This is a genomic window from Actinophytocola sp. (assembly GCF_036002505.1).
Lineage (GTDB): Bacteria > Actinomycetota > Actinomycetes > Mycobacteriales > Pseudonocardiaceae > DASYTH01.
In genome coordinates this window covers 23,144-44,884 of the sequence record NZ_DASYTH010000322.1, presented here as the reverse complement: position 1 = coordinate 44,884, position 21,741 = coordinate 23,144, and the positions used below count along the sequence as shown (strand labels likewise).

Annotated in this window: 21 protein-coding genes; 15 read left to right on the top strand and 6 right to left on the bottom strand. The window is 70.2% G+C overall.

The genetic code is table 11. The annotated features are described in order from the left end of the window. Positions 1–5: 5 nt before the first annotated feature. Positions 6–1,316, bottom strand: a complete 1,311-nt coding sequence (locus tag VGR06_RS28175; RefSeq protein WP_327562167.1) for an amino acid deaminase — start codon at positions 1,314–1,316, stop codon at positions 6–8. A gap of 125 nt (positions 1,317–1,441) precedes the next feature. On the opposite strand from VGR06_RS28175, the gene VGR06_RS28170 reads away from it, so the two are divergent. Genes VGR06_RS28170 through VGR06_RS28160 form a run of 3 tightly spaced genes read left to right on the top strand, consistent with a single transcriptional unit; the run spans position 1,442 to position 3,486 of the window. Continuing rightward, positions 1,442–2,347 (top strand): sugar kinase, encoded by a 906-nt coding sequence (locus VGR06_RS28170; protein WP_414637350.1) that lies wholly within the window; start codon positions 1,442–1,444, stop codon positions 2,345–2,347. After that, entirely contained in the window at positions 2,344–3,102 is a 759-nt protein-coding gene (locus VGR06_RS28165; protein ID WP_327562166.1) for an IclR family transcriptional regulator, read from the top strand. The genes VGR06_RS28170 and VGR06_RS28165 overlap by 4 nt, the downstream gene beginning before the upstream one ends. A gap of 3 nt (positions 3,103–3,105) precedes the next feature. Beyond that, on the top strand, positions 3,106–3,486 hold the full coding sequence (locus tag VGR06_RS28160) for a Rid family detoxifying hydrolase (RefSeq protein WP_327562165.1): 381 nt from the start codon (positions 3,106–3,108) through the stop codon (positions 3,484–3,486). 23 nt (positions 3,487–3,509) lie between these two features. Here VGR06_RS28160 and sigJ read toward each other — a convergent pair whose 3' ends face one another. Continuing rightward, complete coding sequence (gene sigJ / locus VGR06_RS28155) at positions 3,510–4,421, bottom strand: RNA polymerase sigma factor SigJ (RefSeq protein WP_327562164.1); 912 nt, start codon at positions 4,419–4,421, stop codon at positions 3,510–3,512. A gap of 92 nt (positions 4,422–4,513) precedes the next feature. On the opposite strand from sigJ, the gene VGR06_RS28150 reads away from it, so the two are divergent. From VGR06_RS28150 to VGR06_RS28095, 12 genes are all read left to right on the top strand, one after another. Then, entirely contained in the window at positions 4,514–4,888 is a 375-nt protein-coding gene (locus VGR06_RS28150) for a DoxX family protein (protein WP_327562163.1), read from the top strand. Between the two features lie 69 nt (positions 4,889–4,957). Continuing rightward, positions 4,958–5,233, top strand: a complete 276-nt coding sequence (locus tag VGR06_RS28145) for a hypothetical protein (protein ID WP_327562162.1) — start codon at positions 4,958–4,960, stop codon at positions 5,231–5,233. Between the two features lie 367 nt (positions 5,234–5,600). Then, positions 5,601–5,747, top strand: coding sequence for a hypothetical protein (locus tag VGR06_RS28140; protein ID WP_327562161.1), 147 nt, complete (start codon positions 5,601–5,603; stop codon positions 5,745–5,747). Between the two features lie 14 nt (positions 5,748–5,761). Next, positions 5,762–6,262 carry a 2-oxo-4-hydroxy-4-carboxy-5-ureidoimidazoline decarboxylase gene (gene uraD / locus VGR06_RS28135; RefSeq protein ID WP_327562160.1) on the top strand — a complete coding sequence of 167 codons (501 nt, stop codon included), beginning with the start codon at positions 5,762–5,764 and terminating at the stop codon, positions 6,260–6,262. A 2-nt stretch (positions 6,263–6,264) separates the two neighbouring features. Beyond that, positions 6,265–6,576, top strand: a complete 312-nt coding sequence (gene uraH / locus VGR06_RS28130) for a hydroxyisourate hydrolase (RefSeq protein ID WP_414637349.1) — start codon at positions 6,265–6,267, stop codon at positions 6,574–6,576. 2 nt (positions 6,577–6,578) lie between these two features. Continuing rightward, positions 6,579–7,430 (top strand): factor-independent urate hydroxylase, encoded by an 852-nt coding sequence (pucL, locus tag VGR06_RS28125; RefSeq protein WP_327562159.1) that lies wholly within the window; start codon positions 6,579–6,581, stop codon positions 7,428–7,430. 94 nt (positions 7,431–7,524) lie between these two features. Continuing rightward, positions 7,525–8,391 (top strand): FAD binding domain-containing protein, encoded by an 867-nt coding sequence (locus VGR06_RS28120; protein ID WP_327562158.1) that lies wholly within the window; start codon positions 7,525–7,527, stop codon positions 8,389–8,391. Further along, positions 8,391–8,861, top strand: coding sequence for a (2Fe-2S)-binding protein (locus tag VGR06_RS28115; RefSeq protein ID WP_327562157.1), 471 nt, complete (start codon positions 8,391–8,393; stop codon positions 8,859–8,861). The genes VGR06_RS28120 and VGR06_RS28115 overlap by 1 nt, the downstream gene beginning before the upstream one ends. Next, a complete protein-coding gene (locus VGR06_RS28110; RefSeq protein WP_327562156.1) occupies positions 8,858–10,213 on the top strand; it encodes an 8-oxoguanine deaminase in 1,356 nt (451 codons plus the stop codon). The genes VGR06_RS28115 and VGR06_RS28110 overlap by 4 nt, the downstream gene beginning before the upstream one ends. Beyond that, entirely contained in the window at positions 10,210–12,462 is a 2,253-nt protein-coding gene (gene pucD, locus VGR06_RS28105) for a xanthine dehydrogenase subunit D (RefSeq protein ID WP_327562155.1), read from the top strand. The genes VGR06_RS28110 and pucD overlap by 4 nt, the downstream gene beginning before the upstream one ends. A gap of 112 nt (positions 12,463–12,574) precedes the next feature. Further along, positions 12,575–13,390, top strand: coding sequence for an SAM-dependent methyltransferase (locus VGR06_RS28100; RefSeq protein WP_327562154.1), 816 nt, complete (start codon positions 12,575–12,577; stop codon positions 13,388–13,390). Positions 13,391–13,570: 180 nt separating this feature from the next. Next, positions 13,571–15,670, top strand: a complete 2,100-nt coding sequence (locus VGR06_RS28095) for a putative bifunctional diguanylate cyclase/phosphodiesterase (protein WP_327562153.1) — start codon at positions 13,571–13,573, stop codon at positions 15,668–15,670. A 227-nt stretch (positions 15,671–15,897) separates the two neighbouring features. Here VGR06_RS28095 and VGR06_RS28090 read toward each other — a convergent pair whose 3' ends face one another. From VGR06_RS28090 to VGR06_RS28075, 4 genes are all read right to left on the bottom strand, one after another. Next, on the bottom strand, positions 15,898–17,349 hold the full coding sequence (locus VGR06_RS28090) for an FAD-dependent monooxygenase (RefSeq protein WP_327562152.1): 1,452 nt from the start codon (positions 17,347–17,349) through the stop codon (positions 15,898–15,900). Beyond that, positions 17,346–18,830 (bottom strand): MFS transporter, encoded by a 1,485-nt coding sequence (locus VGR06_RS28085; RefSeq protein WP_327562151.1) that lies wholly within the window; start codon positions 18,828–18,830, stop codon positions 17,346–17,348. The genes VGR06_RS28090 and VGR06_RS28085 overlap by 4 nt, the downstream gene beginning before the upstream one ends. Positions 18,831–18,925: 95 nt before the next feature. Next, a complete protein-coding gene (locus VGR06_RS28080) occupies positions 18,926–20,404 on the bottom strand; it encodes an FAD-dependent monooxygenase (RefSeq protein WP_327562150.1) in 1,479 nt (492 codons plus the stop codon). 43 nt (positions 20,405–20,447) lie between these two features. Beyond that, entirely contained in the window at positions 20,448–21,680 is a 1,233-nt protein-coding gene (locus VGR06_RS28075) for a toll/interleukin-1 receptor domain-containing protein (protein ID WP_327562149.1), read from the bottom strand. Between the last annotated feature and the right edge of the window lie 61 nt (positions 21,681–21,741).

Sequence of the window (21,741 nt, the reverse complement as noted above, 5' to 3'; positions counted from 1 at the left end):
GACTCCTAGAAGTAGGTGCGGATGAGGTCCACCACGGTCTCGCCGTCCGCGTCGACCACCGGGATCAGCTGCCACTTGTCGAACGTCGTGCACGGGTGGGACAGGCCGAACCCGATCCAGTCGCCCACCTCGACGCCGGCGTCCCGGCCGAGCCTGAGGAACGTGTGCTGGTCGTTCAGCGCGGTGACCTCGCAGCCGGTCAGCGGTGCCACCCCGTCCGGTCGCCGGATCCGTTGCGGCATCGGGAAGTCCAGGTCGTACGGGACGTCCCGCTTGCCCATGGTGAGCAGCGCCAGGTCGGCGGTGGGCCGCGAGGTGACCTGTGCCCAGGCCCGCAGGGCGGACCGCAGCGGCGGCGCGCCGGCGATCCGCGTGGTCTCGCCCAGCGGGGAGGTGCGGCGGTAGAAGCCGTCGTCGTGCGTGACGTACGCGCCGCTGCGCAGCACCGGGAGCACCGGCAGCCCGTCCGGCCACGGTGCCGTGAACGCGTCCGCCACCAGGTCGAAGAACGAGCTGCCGCCGGCCGTGACGATCACCCGGTCGAGCCCGTCGAACAAGCCGTGGCCGGCCGTGGCGACCACCAGCTCGCGGAGCCGGGCCAGGTACGCCTCCACTGTGGACAGTCCGTCGTGGGAGGCGGTTTTGGCGATCGCGCCTTCATAACCGGCCACACCGACCAGCCGCAGCGCAGGACTGGCCGACACGGCAAAGGCCAGCGACAAACCGGTGCGGACGTCCCGTACGCCGGTGCGCCCGCCCGGGGCGCCCAGTTCCACGAGCACGTTCACCGGGCGCCGCGCCTTGACCCGGCGCAGTGTCTCGTCCATCTGCATGACGCCGCGCTCGGAATCGACCCAGCAGCAGAACTCGAAATCCGGGTCGCGGTCGAGTTCCGCGGCGAGCCAGCGCAGGCCGGCCGGGTCGAGGAACTGGTTGGCCAGCACGATCCGGTTGATCCCGAACGCCCGGTAGACCCGGAGCTGGCTGGCGTTGGCGGTGGTCATCGCCCAGGCGCCGAGCTCGAACTGGCGGGCGAAGAGCTGCGGCGCCATCGTGGTCTTGCCGTGCGGGGCGAGCGCGGCTCCTGTGGCGGCACACCAGTTCGCCATGGTGGTGAGGTTGTGCTCGAGGGCCGGCGCGTCGAGCACGACGAGTGGCCCGAGGAAGCCGTCGCGGAACAGGTTGAGCCGCCGCTCGACCGCCTCCGCCACCGTCAGGCCCTGGGCGGCGGCCGGCAAACCCTTGAAACGCCAGTCGATCCGCTCGGACTGAAGCGCCGCGACGGCGTCCTTGTCGATACGACCGGGTTCGACCACCGGTATCTCCATTGCGTAATCTGCAACGCTCATTGCACTATGTGACTCATCGTGTCTAGCATCCCTTCCCGAGGCCAGTCAATCAGGGAGCGGGCGTGGTACGGGTGTTGTGCCTGGGTGAGTCCATGGCGATGTTCCTCCCCGAGGGACCGCCGGACCGGGCGCGGACCTGGAGCCGGGCGGTCGGCGGCGCGGAGTCCAATGTGGCCTGCCACCTGGCCGGGCTCGGGGTGCCCGTCGCGTGGGTCAGCGCGGTCGGTGATGACGCGCTCGGCCGGGCCGTGGTGGCCGAGGTGGCGGCGGCCGGCGTCGAGGTGTCCGGCGTCGTGGTCGACCCCGGGCGGCAGACCGGCTTGTACCTCAAGGAATCCGGCACGGTGCGGTACTACCGGACCGGCTCCGCGGCCTCGTGCCTGGGGCCGGAGGTGCTCGACCGGATCGACTTCGACGGTGTCCACTTGGTACACACCAGCGGGATCACGCCCGCGCTGTCGGAGAGCTGCCTGGCGTTGATGCGGGCGCTGTTCGCGATGCCCCGGCGCAGCCACCGGATCTCGTTCGACGTGAACTGGCGGCCGGCGCTGTGGGCCGGCCGGGACCGCGCGGTGCTGGCCGAGCTGGCGAACGCGGCGGACATCGTGTTCGTGGGTGCGGACGAGGCGTCAGAAGTATGGGGAACGGCTGAGCCACAACGGATTCGGACCGTCCTCACGGGACCGGAGATGCTGGTGGTGAAGCAGGGCGAGCACGGGGCCACGCTGATCGAGCGCGATCGGGCTCCGGTGTTCGAGCCGGCCTTGCGAATGGACGTGGTGGAGCCGATCGGCGCCGGGGACGCGTTCGCCGCCGGGTTTCTGGCGGCGTTGCTGGACGGTGCGCCGCCGCGGCACCGGTTGCGGGCGGGGCACCTGCGGGCGGCGTCGGCGTTGCGCACCCGGGAGGACGTCGGCCCGCCGCTGCCGCCGGAGGTGGTGGCCGCGCTGCTCGACGCGGACGAGCGGACCTGGGCGGCGTGGAGGATGTCCCGGTGAGCCAGAGCCTGGACCGGGCGCTGACCGTGCTGGCCGGGCTGGCCGAGGGCCCGCGCACGCTCGACCAGCTCGCCGAGCTCGCCGGGGTGCACAAGTCGACCGTGCTGCGCCTGCTGCGGACGCTCGAGGTGCACCGGTTCGTGCAGCGCGACGGGGTGCGGTACTACCGGCTCGGCACCGCGTTGTTCGACCTGGCCTACCGCGCGCTGGAGGAGCGGGACGTGCGCCGCCTGGTCGAGCCCGCGCTGCGCGATCTCAACGCCGCCACCGGGCACACCGTGCACCTGGCCAGCTACGAGGGCGGCGAGGTGGTCTACATCGACAAGTTCGAAAGCCGCCACCACGTGCGCATGTACTCCCGGATCGGCCGGCGCGCGCCGCTGTCCTGCACCGCGGTGGCCAAGGTGCTGCTCGCCGCGCTGCCCCCGGCCGAGCGCCGCGCGGTGGCCGTGTCGATCGACTACCCGCCGTGCACCGCGAACTCGATCACCGGCCCCGAGGCGTACCGCGCCGAGCTCGCCCGGGTGGCGGAGCGCGGGTTCGCCGTCGACAACGCCGAGCACGAAAATTTCATCAACTGCATCGCGGCGCCGATCCGGGGTATCCGCGGCGAGGTGCTGGCCGCGGTGTCATTGTCGGTGCCCACGATGCTGCTCGACCTGGACGGTTTGCTCGGCCTGGTTCCGGACCTGCTGGCCGCCGCCGCGAAGGCCTCGGCGGAGTGCGGCTGGTCCCCTGGTGAGAAGGAGAGATAGCGCATGGCGAAGACCGCGATCCACGTGCCGGGTGCCAAGCCGGTGCCGGTGCCCCTGTCACCCGGCATCCGCAAGGGCAACATCCTGCAGGTGGCCGGCCAGATCCCGGCCGACCCGGCGACCGGCGAGATCGTCGGCGGCACCGTCGCCGAGCAGACCGCCCAGTCCATGCGCAACGTGCTGGCCGTCCTCGAGGCCGGCGGTGCGAGCGTCGACGACGTGGTCATGTTCCGGATCTACCTCACCGACACCGCCCACTTCGCCGAGATGAACGCGGCGTACGAGAAGTTCCTCACCGAGCCCTACCCGGCCCGCACCACCATCTACGTCGGACTCCCCACCGGCCTCCTGGTCGAGATCGACGCGCTCGCCGTCCTCGGGTAGCGCAACTGCCCTGAAGGCGGCCATCAGGGCATCCCGGTCCAGGGCCGGAGCTTCTCGGGGTTCAGTACCGCCCAGATGTGCTTGATCCGGTCGGCCGCGACATCGAACGCCAGCACGCCGATGGTGACGCCTTCTTGCTGGGCTACCAGGCCGGGTTGGCCGTTGACCGTGCGTTCCAGGATCGTCACGTTGTCGGGTCCCCGGTTGGCGAGGCCGACCAGGTAGCGCGCGATCTGCTCGCCGCCTTCGACGGGGTGCAGGGAGGCGCCGGCGAGGCCGCCGCCGTCGCCGGTCGCGGTGGCGTCGGGGTCGAGGAGGTTGATGAGGGCGTCGATGTCCTTGGCTTCCCAGGCTTGTTTGAAGGCGCGGACGACGTCGGCGCGCTGGACGGCGGGGGTTGTGGGGGCCTGGGCGGCCTGGATGCGGCGGCGGGCCGAGGTGGCGAGTTGGCGGCAGGCGGCGGGCGTGCGGCCGGTGATCTCGGCGATGTCGGTGAAGGGGTAGCGGAACACGTCGTGCAGGATGAACGCGACGCGTTGGGCCGGGGTCATCGATTCGAGCACGACGAGGAAGGCCATGTTGATGGACTCGTCGAGGGTGATCCGGTCAGCCGGGTCGGCGGGGGTGCCGCTGGACCGTGCGCTGATCCATTCTGTGCGGTCGGGCAGCGGCTCGGGGATCCATTCGCCGACGTAGCGTTCCCGGCGGGCCCGGGCGGAGCCGAGCAGGTCGAGGCAGATGCGGCTGGCGACCGTGGTCAGCCAGGCGCCGGGGGTTTCGATGGCGTCCTGCTGCTCCGGAGACATGGCGTACCAGCGGGCGTAGGTCTCCTGCACGACGTCCTCGGCGTCGGCCAGGGAGCCGAGGAGCCGGTACCCGAGATTGATCAGCCGGCGCCGCTCGCTCATGATCGCGTCCAGGCCCGGATCGGTCATCGCGTCGCCCCTCCCTTGGTGTCACCAGTTCGACGGGACAGCGTGCCGAAGTGTGAGCCTCACATCCCGCGGGGCTGCGTCGTCGTACCGGTATGAACATCGCTCTGTGGATCATTGCGGGGCTGCTGGCCGTGGCCTTCCTGGCCGGCGGTGCCCTGAAGCTGATCCTGTCCAAGGAGAAGCTGGCCGCTGCTCCCGGCGGAGGATGGGCCGAGGACTTCAGTGCCGACGCCATCAAGGCCATCGGCGCCCTCGAGGTCCTGGCGGCGGTGGGCCTGATCCTGCCCGCCGCGCTCGGCATCGCGCCGGTCCTGGTGCCGCTGGCGGCCGTCGGTCTGGTGCTGCTGATGATCGGCGCGATCGTCACCCACCTCCGCCGGCACGAGGCGAAGGTGATCGTGGCGAACCTGGCCTATCTCGCCCTGGCCGGCTTCGTGGCGTGGGGCCGCTTCGGGGGTGTCGCATGACTGACCTTCAGGCCATCGCCGACCGCGTCGAGATCGAGGCGCTGCGCACCCGAGTTCACCGACGCGGGGATGATGAGCGACCACGACCGTCTCGCCTCGCTGTTCACCCCGGTCGGCGTGCTGCGGATGCCCAATGCCGACATCGAGTTCGCCAGCCGGGAGGAGATCCGCGACGGCAGCTCACACCTGAACTGCGCCCTCTACCACGACCGCTACCAGCGCACTCCCGACGGGCTGGAAGTTCGCCGAGCACACCTACGAGGTCAGGTACGTCGACACCACGCCGCTGCCAGGCTCGGCACGATTCCGACCGCGACCAGTAATCAACAGCATCACGTCCAGTAGGAATCCAACGCCGCCGGCCGGCCCCGGAAGCCGTTGGCCGTCAAGGCATCAGTGCAAGACCGGACTCATTGAGCCGATAATTGTCCAGATGAGCCCAGATCCACCGAATAGAACCGCAAGCAGCAGCCTCAGCACCCGATAGGAATCGCGGCGCTGGATCTCGCTGGACGCTGCACTTCGTACCCATGTTGGCGTCTCACGTACCCATGTTGGCGTCTCACGTCGCCGTGTTGGCGCGCCACGTCGCTGTGTTGGCCTCTGGTGCGGGTGTGTTGGCCGGTGACGCCGCCACCGGACACAACTCACGACAACCCGGCACACACTCGGCCAACGCGACGACGCCTGCCCGGCGCGTGGTACCGGCCGGGTGGGCTCTCCCACGTTCGCCGGCACGGATCTCATGGCGTTCGACGACCCGAGGATCCGCTGGATGTGCGCCGGTCACCTGGTCCGGGAGCTGCACAACTGCACGATGGTGGACCTGAGTCACGAGGCAACTGAACAACGCAGGTGAACTACAGTGCCAGGATGCCTAGCGAGTCCCTGGAGGAGTTGAACACGGCGGAACCCGAGCGCGCCGAGCGGGAGTTGCTGGCCTGCTGCGCCGCGCGCCGGTGGGCCGACGAGTTGATCGTGCGGCGGCCGTATCACGATCTTGGAACGTTGCGGCGGGTGTCCGACGCGGTGTTCCACGAGTTGGCCTGGGAGGACATCGAGGAGGCGCTGGCCGCGCACCCGCGGATCGGGGAGCGGGCGAGCGGGGACGGGCGCGAGGCGGCGTGGTCGCGGGAGGAGCAGTCCGCGGCGGCCGGGGGCGGCGAGGCCGAGTTGCGGACCGCGAACGAGGAGTACGAGCGGCGGTTCGGGCGGGTGTTCCTGATCGCCGCGGCCGGGCGGTCGCGCGAGGAGATCCTCGGTGAGCTGCGGAACCGGCTCGGCAACGACGAGGAGACCGAGCGGGCGGTGGTGCGCGAGGAGCTGCGCAGGATCGTCAACCTGCGGCTGGGGAAGTTGGTGGGGGCATCGTGAGCCTGTCGACGCATGTGCTGGATACCAGCCGCGGGCGGCCGGCGGCCGGGGTGCCGGTGCGGCTGGACTGGCAGGAGGGGCCGGCGTGGCAGCCGCTGGACGAGGGGCGCACCGACGGCGACGGGCGGGTGTCCGGCTGGGGAGTCGAGCGGGCCGGGGTGTACCGGCTGGTGTTCGGCACCGGCGAGTACCTCGGGCCGGAGGCGTTCTACCCGGAGGTCGCGGTGGCGTTCCGGATCGCCGACCCGGACGAGCACTACCACGTGCCGCTGCTGTTGAGCCCGTTCGGCTACTCGACGTACCGGGGGAGTTGATCATGGCGATCCGGCTTGGGGACAATCAGTACGGCAAGGCGGAGACGCGGCTGGTGCGGGTGGACCGTGGCGCGGGCGGGCACACGGTCACCGACCTCAACGTGACCACGACGCTGGCCGGCGACCTGGACGCCACGCATCTCACCGGGGACAACAGCGGGGTGCTGCCCACCGACACGCAGAAGAACACGGTGTACGCGTTCGCCCGCGACGGGGTCGGCGAGATCGAGGACTTCGCGCTGCGGCTGGCCCGGCACTTCGCGGACAAGACGCCCACGATCACCCGTGCGCGGGTGCACATCGAGCGGTACACCTGGGAGCGGATGGGCGACTGCTCGTTCCGCCGGGGTGCCGGCACCCGGACCGCGACCGTCAGCTACGAGAGTGGACAGGCGTGGGTGGTGTCCGGAGTGGAGGATCTGGTCGTGCTCAACACGACCGGGTCCGAGTTCCACGGCTTCCACAAGGATCGCTACACCACGCTGCCCGAGACGAAGGACCGCATCCTGGCGACCGCGGTGTCGGCGCGCTGGCGGCACGCCGCGGCGGAGGGCGACTGGGCCGCCTCGTACGACACCGCGACGCGGAGCCTGCTGGAGGCGTTCGCCGGCACGTACAGCCTGTCGCTGCAGCAGACGCTGTACGCCATGGGGCAGTACCTGCTGTCCCATCAGGACGGTGTGGCCGAGGTGCGGCTGGCGCTGCCGAACAAGCACCATTTCCTGGTCGACCTCGAGCCGTTCGGGCTGGACAACCCGGGCGAGGTGTACTTCGCCGCGGACCGGCCGTACGGGTTGATCGAGGGCACCGTGCTGCGCGACGACGCACCCCCGGCCGGGCTGGCCTGGTGGTGATGTTGGACGCGCGGAGTGCGATGAAGGGGGCCTTTCTCACGCCCAGCGTGAGAAAGGCCCCCTTCACCGCACTCCTCCCCCCGGAGGGTGCACCGTGGACTTCCTGACCCCATCCACCCTCGACGAAGCGCTGGCGGCGAAGGCCGAGCACCCGGACTCGGTGCCGATCGCCGGCGGCACGGATGTCATGGTGGAGCTGAACTTCGACCTGCGCCGACCGGCCGCGCTGCTGGATCTCACCCGGGTGGCCGAGCTGGCCGAGTGGGAGAACGTGAACGGTGCGGTCCGGGTGGGTGCGGGTGTTCCCTACGCCCGGATCATCACGGAACTGGGCGCGGTGCTGCCGGGGCTGGCGATGGCCTCGCGCACGGTCGGCTCGCCGCAGATCCGCAACCGGGGCACGGTCGGCGGAAACCTCGGCTCCGCCTCGCCGGCCGGCGACGCGCACCCGCCGCTGCTGGCCGTCCGGGCGATGGTCGAGATCGGTTCGGTGCGCGGCACCAGGACGTTGCCGGCCGAGGAGTTCTTCGTGGGCCCCAAGCGATCCGTGCTGCAGCCGGACGAGCTGGTGACCGCGGTGCTGGTGCCCCGGGCCACCGGGCCGCAGCAGTTCGCCAAGGTGGGCACACGCAACGCCATGGTGATCGCGGTGTGCTCGTTCGCGGTGAGCCTCGACCCCGGCACCCGGACGGTCGGCACCGGGATCGGTTCGGCCGGGCCGACGCCGCTGCGCGCGCCGGCCGCCGAGGCGTTCGCCGCGGCCGAGCTGCACGACCGGTGGGACGGCCGGAAACCGTTGCCGGACAACGTGCTTGCCCGGTTCGGGAAGCTGGTCGGACAGGCCGCCCGGCCGATCGACGACGTGCGTGGCACGGCGGCCTACCGGCGGCACGCGCTGTCGGTGCTGGCCCGGCGCACGCTGACCTGGGCCTGGCGCGAGCACTGCGAAGGAGGGGCCTGATGCGGGTGAGCTTCGAGGTCAACGGGGAGCCGCGGACCGCGGACGACGTGTGGCCGGGGGAGAGCCTGCTGTACGTGCTGCGTGAGCGGCTCGGCCTGCCCGGTTCGAAGAACGCCTGCGAGCAGGGGGAGTGCGGGTCGTGCACGGTGTACCTGGACGGTGTTCCGGTGTGCGCGTGCCTGGTGGCCGCGGGCCAGGCCGAGGGGCGTGAGGTGCGCACGGTCGAGGGGCTCGCCGAGGGTGACGCGCTGGACCCGGTGCAGGAGGCGTTCGTGCGGACCGGCGCGGTGCAGTGCGGGTTCTGCACGCCCGGCCTGGTGGTCGCCGCGCACGACCTGGTGCGCCGCAACCCGAACCCGTCGGACGCCGAGATCCGCGAGGCGCTGGCCGGGAACCTGTGCCGCTGCACCGGATACGAGAAGATCCTGGACGCGGTGCGGTTGGCCGCCGCTCAGGTGGGTGCGTCATGAGGATTGTGGTCGAGGACGCTGCGGTGTCCACTGTGGATGAAGTGGGCACGGAGTACGGCGCCGGACACGTGATCATCAATGACGGGGTGATCGAGCGGGTCGGGCCGGGGCCGGCGCCGGATCTCGGGCCGGTGGACCGGCGGGTCGACGGGCGGGACTGCCTGGCCACGCCGGGGCTGATCAACACCCATCATCATCTGTACCAGTGGGCCACCCGCGGGCTGGCCCAGCAGGCCGACCTGTTCCAGTGGCTCACCACGCTGTATCCCATCTGGGCCAGGATCGACGGGGAGATCACGCACGCCGCGGCCACGGCCGGCCTCGCCCGGCTGGCGCTGACCGGGTGCACCACCGCGGCCGACCATCACTACGTTTTCCCGTCCGGCAAGGGAGATCTGCTCGCCGCGGTGGTCGAGGCCGCCGGGGCGGTGGGCATCCGGCTGCACGCGGTGCGCGGGTCGATGGACCGCGGGCAGTCCCGGGGCGGCCTGCCGCCGGACTCGATCGTGGAGACGATGGACGGCGCGCTGGCCGGCACCGAGGAGGCCATCGACAGCTACCACGACGCGTCGCCGGAGGCGATGGTGCGGGTCGCGGTCGGACCCTGCTCGCCGTTCTCGGTCAGCCCGGAGCTGATGAGTGCGGCGATGGAACTGGCGCGGTACAAGGGAGTCCGGCTGCACACCCACCTCGCCGAGACGGTCGACGAGGAGGAGCAGTGCCGCGCGGAGTTCGGCTGCACGCCCGCGGAGTACGCCGAGAAGCTGGGCTGGCTGGGCCACGATGTCTGGCTGGCGCACGGAATTCACCTCTCTGACGGCGCGGTTCGCCGGTTCGGGGACAGCGGCACCGGGGTGGCGCACTGCCCGACGTCCAACGCCCGGCTGGGGGCGGGGATCGCCCGGGTGCGCGACCTGACCGGGGCCGGCGCGCCGGTCGGGCTCGGGGTGGACGGCGCGGCGTCCAATGAGGACGGTGGGCTGGGTGCGGAGCTGCGCTGGGCCACGTACCTGGCCCGGCTGCGCGGTGGCCCGGAGGCGCTGACCGCCCGGGACGCGTTGCGGCTGGCCACGATCGGCGGCGCCCGGTGCCTCGGGCGGCAGGAGGAGCTTGGTTCGCTGGAGGCGGGCAAGCAGGCCGACGTGGCGCTCTGGCGGCTCGACGGGGTCGAGCACGCCGGCATCGCCGACCCGGTGGCCGCGCTGGTGTTCGGCACCCTGCCGCCGCTGGCCCTGCTGCTCGTCGGGGGTCAGACAGTGGTGGAGGACAACGAGATCCGCACGGTGTCCACTGTGGATACTGCTGATGCGCTTCGGGTGGCCAGCGCCAGGTTGGTGGAGGTGGCCGGATGACCGGGGCGCTCAGCACGACGATCGCCGGCGGGGTGGGGACCAGCCCGACCCGGCCGGACGGGGCGTTGAAGGCGCGCGGCGAGTTCGCGTACTCCTCCGACCTGTGGGCCGACGAGATGCTCTGGGGCGCGACGCTGCGCAGCCCGCACCCGTACGCCCGGATCCGGTCGGTCGACATCTCCCAAGCCCTTGCGCTGCCCGGGGTCTACGCCGTGCTGACGCACGAGGACGTGCCGGGTGAGAACATCTACGGGCTTGAGCACCCCGACCAGCCGGTGCTCGCCGTGGACGTGGTGCGCTACCAGGGAGAACCGGTGGCGATCGTCGCCGCCGAGCACCCGGAGACCGCCCGGCGCGCCGCCGACCGGATCGTCGTTGACTACGAGGTGCTGGAGCCGGTCACCGACGCCGAGGCGGCGCGGGATGCGGGCGCTCCGGTGCTGCACCCGTCGAACGCCGGCGGGAACGTGGTGCGGCACGTGCGGATCCGCCGCGGGGACCCGGATCCGGCGGCCGACGTGGTGGTCACCGGCGAGTACATGGTCGGCATGCAGGACCAGGCCTTCCTCGGTCCGGAGTCCGGGCTCGCGGTGCCAGCCGAGGACGGCGGCGTCGACCTCTACGTCGCCACCCAGTGGCTGCACGTCGACCAGCAGCAGGTGGCCCGGGCGCTCGGCCTGCCGGTCGAGTCGGTGCGGCTGCACCTGGCCGGCGTCGGCGGTGCGTTCGGCGCGCGGGAGGACCTGTCGATGCAGGTGCACGCGTGCCTCCTGGCTCGGCACACCGGGAAGCCGGTCAAGATCGTCTACGGCCGGGCGGAGTCGTTCTTCGGGCACGTGCACCGGCATCCGGCGGTGCTGCGCTACGAGCACGGCGCCACCCGCGAGGGCAGCCTGGTCTACGTGCGCGCGGAGATCATCCTCGACGGCGGCGCGTACGCGTCGACCACCGCGGCGGTGGCGGGGAACGCGGCCACCCTCGGGGTCGGGCCGTATGTGGTGCCGCACGTGTCGGTGGACTGCTGGGGCATGTACACGAACAACCCGCCGTGCGGCGCGATGCGCGGGTTCGGCGCGGTGCAGGCCGCGTTCGCCTACGAGTCCCAGATGGACAAGCTGGCGGCGGCGCTCGGGGTGGACCCGGTGGAGCTGCGCATCCGCAACGCCGTGGCCGAGGGCTCGGTGCTGCCGACCGGGCAGGTGATCGATTCGGCGGCGCCGGTGGCCGAGCTGCTGAAGTTGGTGCGGGACAAGCCGATGCCGCCGCCGTTGGCGGCTCCGGTGGATCTTCGGGAGATGCCGGGCGGGGTCTCCAACACCACGCACGGCGAGGGTGTGGTGCGCGGCGTCGGGTACGGCGTCGGCATCAAGAACGTGGGTTTCTCCGAGGGTTTCGACGACTACTCCACCGCGCGGGTGCGGCTGGAGGTGATCGGCGGCGAGCCGGTGGTCTCGGTGCACACGGCGGCGGCCGAGGTGGGTCAGGGCCTGGTGACGCTGCAGGCGCAGATCGCCCGCACCGAGCTCGGCGTGCCTCGGGTGATCATCCAGCCGGCGGACACCGGGGTCGGCAGCGCCGGTTCCAGCTCGGCGTCCCGGCAGAGTTACGTCACCGGTGGCGCGGTGCGGGCGGCCTGCGAGGCGGTGCGCTCGGACGTGCTGAAGCTGGCGGCGGATCGGCTGGGCGCCCCGGTGTCGTCGCTCGACGAGGTGGATCTGGTGGCGGTGCTGGGTTCCGCGGCGGTGGAGCGCACCGTGGAGTGGCGACACCGGCCGACGTCGGCGCTGGATCCGTTGACGGGACAGGGGAACGCGCACGTGCAGTACGCGTTCGCGGCGCATCGTGCGGTCTGCGACGTGGACGTGGAGCTGGGTCTGGTGCGGGTCGTCGAGCTGGCCTGCGCCCAGGACGTCGGCCGGGCGATGAACCCGGACGCGGTGGTCGGGCAGATCCACGGCGGCTCGGCGCAGGGCCTGGGGTTGGCGGTGATGGAGGAGATCCAGCTGGCCGGCGGGAAGATCCGCAACCCGTCGTTCACGGACTACCTGATTCCCACCGTTCTTGACATGCCGCCAATGTCGGTGGACGTGCTGGAGCTGGCGGATCCCCATGCGCCGTACGGTTTGCGGGGGGTGGGGGAGCCGCCGACGATTTCCTCCACGCCGGCGATCGTGGCGGCCATCCGGGCGGCCACCGGCCGGGCGCTGACCCGGGTTCCGGTGCGGCCGGAGCACATCGTTGACTGCTAAAAGCCACTAGGTCCACCCGATCGGGGCAACAACAGAGTCCGACAGCCCTGTTCCCTTACCTGGTCAACTGGTACTCAGTAAGGTGTTGGTCACTATCCGATAACCGATTGGTGTGCGCGTCGTGGTGGAGACGTCGAGCTGGGTGCCGGACGGCATCGACATCGACCTGCCCAGCGCGGCGCGCGTCTACGACTACCTCCTCGGCGGCGGGCACAACTTCGCCGCGGACCGGGCGCTCGCCGAGGACCTGGGCAGTGTGCTGCCGGTCCGGGACATGGCCCGGATGAACCGGGCGTTCCTGCGGCGGGCGGTGCTGTTCATGGCGGACGCGGGCATCGGCCAGTACGTCGATCTCGGGTCCGGTATCCCCACCGTCGGCACCGTGCACGAGGTGGCGCAGCAGGCCCGTCCGGGCAGCCGGGTCGTGTACGTCGACCATGAACGGATCGCGGTCGCGCACAGCGAGCTGCTGCTGCGGGACAACGACGACGCCGCGATCATCCAGGCGGACATGCGCAAGCCGGAGGCGATCCTGTACGCGCCGCAGATGCGGAGCCTCGTCGACTTCACCGAGCCGGTCGGCCTGCTGATGGTGGGAGTGGTGCAGTTCGTCCCGGACGGCGACGACCCGTGGGCGCTGGCCGCCCGGTACCGGGACGAGGTCGCGACCGGCAGCTACTTCGCGCTGTCCGCGTTCACCTGGGACAACGCGCCGGCGGGGATGGCCGGTGCGGTCGAGATGTTCAGGCAGAGCCAGGACCCGATCTACCCGCGGACCCGGGCGGAGATCACCCGGATGTTCGACGGGTACCACCTGGTCGAGCCGGGCGTCGTGTACACACCGCAGTGGCGTCCGGAGCGCCCGGAGGACATCGAGGACGATGTTGGGCAGTCGAACCTGTATGCGGGAGTTGGTTACAAGGCGTAATTCACTCTTATGGGGTAGGGCCGCAGCCACCAAATGTGTGCATTCGGGGTGGCGCTCGGTACCCACATGGGTGCAGAGTTGGTCCACTCTGACCACTAGCAACACTTGACTGGCAACTGGTAAGTTGCCGCAGCTCAGCTGAGAAGGACAGCACGATGACGTGGCCCGTGGATGGCGCCAGTGGATAGAGCCGAGCTGGCCAGACAATGGGCGGGACAACTGACCCAGGTGATCTACGTCGCGCGCTCGCGTGACGAGATCGAGCAGACCCTGCTCGAGCTGCTCGACGCCCTGGTCGACACGGTGCGTGCCGAGGACTTCGACGCCGACCCGGGTGGCGAGGTGGGCGCCCGGATGGTCGTCATTGGCTTCACCAAGCCGATCTGCTTGCGGAGCACGATCGACCTGCTGGGCCGGTGGCTGGCTGAGATGCCCGAGTTCGACGCCCTCACCGTGGACTGCGTCCGGCACCGGGTCATGGCGGTGCTCGGGGCGCTCGCCGCCGGGTTCTCCACGGGAATGCGCAGCCGGCTGTTCGCCGAGCAGGAGGACATCAAGCGGGCGCTCACCCACGCCAAAGAGAACGTGGAGCGCGATCTCCAAGCCAGCGAAGCGCTATTCCGAGAAATCTTCACTTCCTCGTCGGTCGGCATGGCGCTCTCCGACCTCGACGGCGCCCTCGTCCGCACCAACCGCGCCCTCGCCGACATCCTCGAATACCCGGCGCGCGAACTCGGCGGCATGAACCTGCGCGACCTCTATCACCCGGACGAGGCCGCCCTCATCGCCTCGCGCTACGAGGAACTGCTCGAAACCGACGCGCTCCCGTTCCGCGAACGCCGCCGGCTCCGCCGCAAGAACGGCGACGAGGCGTTGGTGTACCTGTCCGGCTCCGTCATGCGCCACCCCGACGGCACGCCCCGGCACTTCGTCACCACCGTCGAGGACATCTCCGACAAGCACCTGCTCGAAGACCGGCTGCGCTTCCAGGCCACCCACGACGCGCTCACCGGCCTGGTCAACCGCCAGCGCTTCCTCGGCCGGCTCGAGGAAGCCCTCGCCGGCAAGTACGCCGTCGACGCCGTCACCCTCTTCCACATCAACCTCGACGGCTTCGCCGCGATCAACGACGGCCCCGGCCGGCACGTCGGAGACAAGCTCCTCCAGGTCGTCGCCCGCCGGCTGCTCACAGTCGTCGCCGGTGAGACCGCCACCGTCGCCCGCCTCGACGGCGACGAGTTCGGCATCATGATCGAGGTCTCGCCGACCACCCCCAGCGCCGAAACCATCGCCCAGCGCATCAACGACGAGCTCGGCGAACCCTTCTACGTCGGTGACAACGGCGTCGCCACCACGGCCTGCATCGCGGTGCTCGAATACCCCCGCCCCGACGCCGACCCCATGGACCTGCTCCAGGCCACCGACATCACCCTCCGCCGTCTCAAAGCCGCCGGCCGCCGCCAGTGGGCCATGGTCGACACCGACCTCGGCGCCCGCGACCGGGAACGCTTCAACCTCTCCGCCTCCATCCCCGGCGCCTGGGAGAGCGGCGAGATCGACCTCGAATACCAACCCCTGGTCTCGGTCGACGACCGAAGAATCACCGCGGTCCAGCCACTCCTCCGCTGGGACCACGCCCTGCACGGCACCCTCGACCACAACAGCTGCATCGACGCCCTCGAAGAGACCGGCCTCTCCCTCCCCATCGGCCGCTGGATGCTCAGCCGCGCCTGCGAGCAGATCATGGCCTGGAAGCACCGCCTTTCCGCCGACCTCCCCCAGCTCTATGTCGAGCTCACCCGCCAGCAAGCCGCCGACCCCGACCTCGTCCGCACCGTCCAAGCCGCCCTCCTCGACACCGGCCTGCCCAACGACCAGCTCCGCCTGGGCATGCCGGTGCAGGCGCTGTGCATGATGGACGGTCTGGCTGAGGACAATCTGGATGTCCTGGTAGATCTGGGTATCTCCACCGTGCTCTACGAGTTCGGGACGACGCGTGGGGATTTGGCTTGCCTGGAGGATCTGCCGGTGCACGCGGTGAAAATGGCGGATCGGGTCATCAACCGGGTTACGAGTGGTATGGAGAACGAGTCGCTGTTCCTTCGTGCTACGCGTGGTCTGATTCCGCTGGTGCGGGACACCGGTGCCGTGGTGATCGTGGGGCAGATCGAGTCGGAGGACCAGCTGGCGTGGTGGCGCGAGGTGGGTGCGACGGTTGCTTCGGGTCCGCTGTTCGGGTGTGCGGGGCCGGCGGAGGATATTGAGGCGCTCTTCGTGTAGTGCTCCATTTGGGGTGCTGCGGCTTGGGGTTCGGCTCGGGGTGTTGCAGTTCGGGGTGTTGGCGGGTGGCCGCGGCGCGGCGATCGGCGAAGCCGACGCGAAGCGCCCTTGAGGCCGGAGAGGCGACCCCGCACAATGCGCGCCGCCCCCGAACCCACCCCGAAGCGCCACACCCTGACCAACCCCCAAGCGCTGCACCCTGACCAACCTTCAAGCCCCGCACCCAGTCACACCCATACGTCCCCGAACCACATTCTCAACGCGTCCAACAACCCCTCGCCACCCAACCATGCAACATATCCATCCGGCCTAACCAGCACCCCATCACCCCCGAACTCAGCAACCGGCCGCGCCTCGACGATTTCCACCCACTCCGACCACGCCCGCGCCTCGTCCCCCACGGTCCCGCCGGAGAAGTCCACGAGCACCCCGCGCCCACCCGCCAACAGTGCCGCCACCGACGTCTCACCCCCCGGCGTCGACAACGGCAGTTCCCCGATCTGCTCGCCGACCGGTCGATGACCTTCCTGTCCCATTGTCGGATATCGAGCCGCCGTAGCCAGTTTGAGCAGGTGCTGGTTAACGTCTCCGAAACCCAGGATATCCGACATGATATCGCGCAACGGCCCCACTCGATCAAGCGGGTGCATCAGCGCGAACTGCGCGAGAGCGTGCGTCCGGGCCTGTTCTCCGGCGACGTGGCGCTCCATGTGGTATGTATCCAGCAAATCCGCCGGCGCCCATCCCTTGACAGCCGCGGCGAGCTTCCAGCCGAGGTTCGCGGCGTCCTGAATTCCCAAGTTCAAGCTCTGGGTTCCGGAAATGTAGAGCACGTGCGCGGCGTCGCCGGCCAGGAACACTCGGTCTCGGCGGTAAGTTTCGGCTACGCGGGTCGCTCCGCCGAAGCGGGACAGCCAGCGGACCTCTCCGATATCCGGATCGGTACCGGTCACCCGGCGGATCGCCGCCCGCAGTTCGTCGGCGGTGACAGGGACGTCGTCGCCGGGGCGCTTTGTGTCGAATTGTATGGTCATGAGCCGCAGCATTCCGGCTTGCAACGGGAGGGCGCCGAACATTCCGTTGGGGTGCAGGCCGGCGGCGAACTCGGGATACACGCCGTCCGGAAATGCCACGTCGCCGAGTACCCCGTAGTAGCCCGAGTCGATTCCGCCGTCGTCGAAGGGGATTCCTGACAACCGGCGGACCACGCTGTCCTCGCCGTCGCAGCCGACGACGTAGCCTGCTTCGACGCGATACTCGGCGCCGTCGGCCAGCACGGTCAGGGTAACCCGGTCCGGGCCGTTGTCGAGCGCTACCACGGTGTGGCCGCGGCGTAGCTCAGCGCCGAGGTCAACCGCCCGCCGTTCGAGGATCTTTTCCAGGCGCCACTGGGGGAAGGCGTACGTGTGGTCCCGTTCGTCCGCTCCGGCCAGGTCGAGCCACAGGAACGCGAACGGGGTGCGGGGCCAGGGGAAGACCCCGGCGGCGGCGATCTCGTCGGCCAACCCTCGCTGGCGCAGGAACTCCAGGGACCGGCCGTGCAGGGCCATGCCGTTGGAATGCTCGGCGATCCCGGTCCGTGTTTCGAGTACCACGGCCGGCACGCCGGCGAGTCTCAGCTCACCGGCGAGCAGCAGTCCGGTGACGCCGCCTCCGACGATCACGACGGGATCGCTCATGTGGCCCCTTCTCGATGAGTAGCCGGAATCCCTGGCGCCACGCCGTTCTCGCTCGGCCTCCCGGTGGGCGCGGTTGGCTTGCCTGCCTTGATTCCGAGCAGGGTCAGCACGATCATGGCGCCGATGAGGACCGTCGCGACGGTGAAGGTCGTGGCGATGCCGTCGGTGAGGATGGTCTTGGGCGCGTTGGGGTTGTGCTCGGCGGAATGGCGGGAGGCGGTTCCGAAGACCGTGACGAGGATCGACAGGCCGAGCGCGCCGCCGAGTTGCTGCATGACGTTGACCAGGCCGGACGCGGCGCCGGAGTCCTTGGGTGGCACGGCGGCCAGGGACAGCAGGGTGAGCGTCACGAAGGGCATGCCCATGCCGATGCCAAAGAGGATCATCGGGCCGAGGATTCCGGTCCAGTAGTTGGTGGTCTCGGAGATGAAGCTCAGCCAAACCATGCCGAGGGTGGTGACGGTGACTCCGGTGACGGTCAGCGATTTCACGCCGTACCTGGGTATCAACCTCATCACCAGTTTTGCCGAGACCAGGATCAGCACGGTCGACGGCAGGACGGCGAGGCCGGCCTCCAGGGGGCTCCAGTCGAGCACGTTCTGGGTGAACTGGGTGAGGAAGAAGAACATGCCGAACATGCCCGCCACGACGAAGAGGCGGGTGACGAAGGCGATGGCGCGGTTGCGGTCGGCGAACAGGCGGAGCGGCACGATCGGTTGTTTGGCGGCGGTTTCGTTGACGACGAAGGCGACCAGGAATACCAGGGCCAGGCCGAACGCGATCAGACCGTAGCGGTCGCCCCAGCCGTTGGTGGCGGCGCGGATGAATCCGTAGACCAGGGCGGACATTCCGATGGTGGAGCTGAGCGCGCCGAACAGGTCGAACCGGCCGGGTTGGCGGTCGGACTCGGCCAGGTAGCGGGGGGTCAGGGCGGCGATCGCGAGGCCGATGGGCACGTTGACGTAGAGGACCCATTGCCAGGAGACCCAGTCGGTGAGGACGCCGCCGAGGATGAGGCCGAGACCGCCGCCGGCGCCGGCGACCGCGCCCCAGGTGCTCATCGCCCGGGTGCGTTCCGGGCCTTCGCGGAAGTTGGTGGCGATCAGCGCGAGGGCGGTGGGGGAGGCGATGGCGCCGCCGACACCCTGGGCGGCGCGGGCGGCGATCAGCCACGGCGCGTTCTGGGCCAGGCCGCCGAGCAGTGAGGCGGCGCTGAACAGCAGCACGCCGAAGAGGAAAACCCGGCGCCGGCCGAGGATGTCACCGGCGCGGCCACCGAGGAGGAGTAAGCCGCCGAAGGTGAGGGTATAGGCGTTGAGCACCCAGGACAGGCCGGTGGGCGTGAAGTGGAGTGCGTCTTTGATCTGGGGGAGCGCCACGTTGACGATGGTGGTGTCCAGTACGACCATCAGCTGGCAGGTCACGATGATCGCCAGCGCGATGCCGGGCCTGGGCACCGGAGATGCCGACGGGGTCGACATGCCGCCTCCAAGATTCGGAACGATTCCGTTCACTATGCGACTGAATGTAACACCCTCGCACCTCTCGAAGGAACGGATCATTCACGAAAAGTGACTCAGCGGACACCTACCGTAGCAGCGGCCGGTGCGCCGAACCAGGTGTCCAGCGCCCGCCGGAGGGCCGACGGATCCCGGTCCGCCAGCGCGACATGCCCGTCCGGCCTGATCAGCAGCACCGGCGCGGCGAGCCGGTCGTGCGGCTCGGCCTGGACCACCCGGAGCCGGCCCGCCCAGCCGTCGCAGTCGGGCAACTCCGCGGCGTCACCGGACAGGTCCAGCAGCACCCCGTTGCCGTCCCGGAGCAGTTCGGCGACCGTGACCTCACCGTCCACAGTGGACAGCGTGACGTTCGGTGCGCGCCGGCCGAGCAGCGGGTGGTCCGGGACGTCCGGCATCGGATAGGTCACCGCCAGGCCCGCGACCATCTCCACCAGATACCGGTTCACCTCGGGGAGCCTCGTCAGCTCCGCGAACACCTCGCGCAGCGGATTCACCTTCGGCACCGGGTACATCAGCGCCAGCTGCGCCTGCGAGTTCGCCAGCACCTTGGCGCCGACCGGGTAGCGCTCGGTGTGGTAGCTGTCCAGCAGCCCCGGCGGCGCCCAGCCGCCGAGCTCCGCGGCCAGCTTCCAGCCCAGGTTCACCGCGTCCTGGATCCCGGTGTTCAGGCCCTGCCCGCCCGCGGGGAAATGGATGTGCGCGGCGTCGCCGGCCAGCAGCACCCGGCCGGCGCGGAACCGCTCCGCCATCCGGAACCCGCTGCTGAACCGGGACATCCACTGTGGTTCGGGGAGGTCGAGGTCCTTGCCGGCGACCCGGCGCGCGCTGCCCTTCAGCTCCGCCAGGGTGACCGGTGTGCTGCGGTCCGGCGCCTCCACGTCGAACTCCACCGACATGATCCGCAGCATGTCGTCCTGGCCCAGCACCTCGACGTACATCCCGGTCGGGTGCAGGCTCGGCGCGAACCGCTCCCGCGGGCCGTCGATCCTGACGTCGGCCAGCACCCCGTAGTACTTCAGCCCGCCGAAGTCCTCGAACCCGATGCCGGCGAGCCGGCGCACCGCGCTCCCGCCACCGTCGGCGCCCACCACGTAGTCCGCGGCCAGCTCGTAGTTTCCGGTCGGCGCCCGCACGCCGACCGTGACCTGGTTGTCGTCCTGCGAGAGCGCGGCCACCTCGTGCCCACGGCGGACGTCGACACCCAACTCGCCGGCGCGCTCCTCGAGGATCTGCTCCACCCGCCACTGCGGCATGACCAGTGTGTACTCGTCTTCGTCCACAGTGGACATATCGAGCCAGAACAGGGCGAAGTGCACCTTCGGCCACACCAGCGGGTTGTCCCGGTAGAGCCGGTCCCGCAGCCCGCGCTGGTTCAGCAGCTCCACCGAGCGCGCGTGGAAACCCATGCCCCGCGACTCGCCGCTCGGCTCGGCGCGCTTCTCCAGCACGACGGTTTCGACGCCGAGCAGCCCGAGCTCGCAGGCGAGCATGAGCCCGGTCGGTCCGCCACCGGCGATGATGACCTTTCCCGACATGGAAAAACATCCTGCCGGGTAGGTCTTTGCCGGGGCTAAAGCCTCAGAGTGAGCACACCCGCCACTCGCCGTCCTCCTTGATCAGCGACAGGTCGTGCCGTTCGTTGACGCCGTCGAATGTGGCGGAAATGGTGAAGGTGCCGGAACTGTCGCCGGCGTTCACCCCGACGAGCTGGATGTTGCTCACGCCCTGCAGACCGGAGACGTCCCGGACTTCGTCCTTGACCCGGGCACACGCCAGGCTCGCCAGGGTGTTGCCGTCGCGGGCGTTCATCGCGTTGACGAACTGCTGCGCCACGCTGTCCGGGCTGCCACTGGAGCTGCCGCCCAGCAGCACCACGAGGAGCACGGTCACCACGGCCGCCACGGCGACGCCCACGCCGATGACCAGGGGCAGCTTCGACCTCCCCGGGTGCGCGATGGGTCGCTGCGAGGCCGGCATGGTGGCCAGCTGGTGCGGCTGGATCAAGGGCATGGCGCCTCCCGCGGCTGGCGCCGGGACCGCGGCGAATTCGGGGCCCCGCTCGTCGATCGCCCGCCCGTCCTTCCAGACCTGGCTGGTGAAGCCCCGCCCGCCCCACCAGCGCCGCTCGAAGTCCCCCTCCGGATCGAACCGCCAGCCTGGTGCCAGCGCCTCGTCAAGGTCGGGGAGCAATGCCCGGGCGAGGTCCGCCCGGTCGCGCAGAGCGACCAGCAGCTGCAGGATCGTGGCCTGGTCCTCCTCGTTGTTCAGCTGCGCCCGCAGCTGCGCGAGCAGCTCCATCTGCGCGCTGTAGGTGAGCTCCGGCGACCCGAGGCGCTCCGCGTAGGCGTTGAGGTACGAGGTGGGGATCGCCGGCTCCGGCGGCAGCGGTTGCGGGAGCGGGCCGGGCCTCGGCATCCTGTTGAACCCGTTCAGCAGCGAGAACACCGTGTCCGTGGTGCGGTTGGTGTAGTCGATGATCTGCGTGTTGGCCACGACCGCGGGTGCCGTGGACGGGTTCACCGAGCGCACCATGATCGGCAGGATCGGCCGGCGCAGCACCTCCGCGTAGTTCAGCTCGGCGAGGCAGGCCCGGGAGGTCACGGAGTAGGGGCTGAGTACGAACACGAACACGTGGCAGTCCCGGATCTGCTGCAGAATCGTGCTCCACCACTGGTGGCCGCCGGAGACGTCCTGGTCGAACCACACCGCGTGACCGAGCTGATGGACGTCCGCCCGCAGCTGGGTCGCGCGTGCCTGGTCCTTCCTGGCGTAGCTGATGAACACGTGTAACGCCATCTGTCCCGCCCTCACCGACCCGACCGTAACTGCCAACCAGGTTTATATCGCTCGAACGGCGGCAAGGGTGACGGGG